Consider the following 900-nt stretch of genomic DNA (forward strand, 5'->3'; position numbering starts at 1 on the left):
CGTCAGATCGGCGGGGGCGGCGGGGGTGCTGCTGATGTTCACGGTGTCGTCCACGGTTCGAAGTCAACGGGTATGCGGGCAAGGCTGGATTCTGTCCGGCGGATCGAGCCCAGGGCGTGACCCGCGGCTTGGGCCAGGTCGCCGAGAACTGAGCTACATATTCGTCGAACGGTGGGATGCCGACCACGGCTCGGCGCTCGTCCATGTGTTCCGGGTCTTCGCACGGCCACGGGATCGGCGAGCCGTATTCGTCCATGATCTCGTTTAGACGGGCCGCGTGCTGCGTGGTCAAGCGACGCTACGTCAACTGCTCTGCCGGGTCCGTACCGTTCGCTCGCTGCGCGGGCTGGTGATCAGCCGCAGCCCATGTCCGCGAACCCGGCTACCAGTGCCGCCACATCGGGGGATTGATAATCCAGGGCTCAGATCGATGGTGCGTGCCTTGACGGCCCTAACGGTGCAAATCTGTACCAAAGATCCTTCCATGGCACGGTGACAGCCAGGTCTGGGGGGCTTGGGGTGTCATGGCAAGGTGCTGATCAGTCCGTCAACTTCCTGATCGGTATTGGATCTCGTACTGGTCCTACAAGTACCTGACCTGTCTCTACGGCCTGCGGATTGACCCGCCTCCGTCGTCGACCACGCTGGCGCCGCAATCTCGGTCGGCTACTTCTGGCGGGGTGGTCGGTACGGCGCACGATGGTCGGGTCAACCTCCCGCCGGGGCGGGTGACCCGTGAGCGGAAGGCAGCCGGTCGGCGAGTCCCTTGGCGTCGTAGTCGAGGAATAAGGCGCGCAGGGTGTGCAGGAGATCCTGATGGTCGGCGGAGGTGAGGTTGCCGACGAAGGTGTGCAGGAGCTGGGCCACGACCACCCATGTCGAATCGGGGCGCCACTGCTG

Annotated in this window: 1 pseudogene; it reads right to left on the minus strand. The window is 64.6% G+C overall.

Going from position 1 to position 900, the window contains the following annotated elements:
• Positions 1-708: 708 nt before the first annotated feature.
• Positions 709-900 (minus strand): annotated as a pseudogene (locus ABD323_RS41945) (hypothetical protein); the annotation flags it as partial.

It is taken from the genome of Kitasatospora nipponensis (assembly GCF_039528135.1).
In the GTDB taxonomy this organism is placed as follows: Bacteria; Actinomycetota; Actinomycetes; order Streptomycetales; family Streptomycetaceae; genus Kitasatospora; species Kitasatospora nipponensis.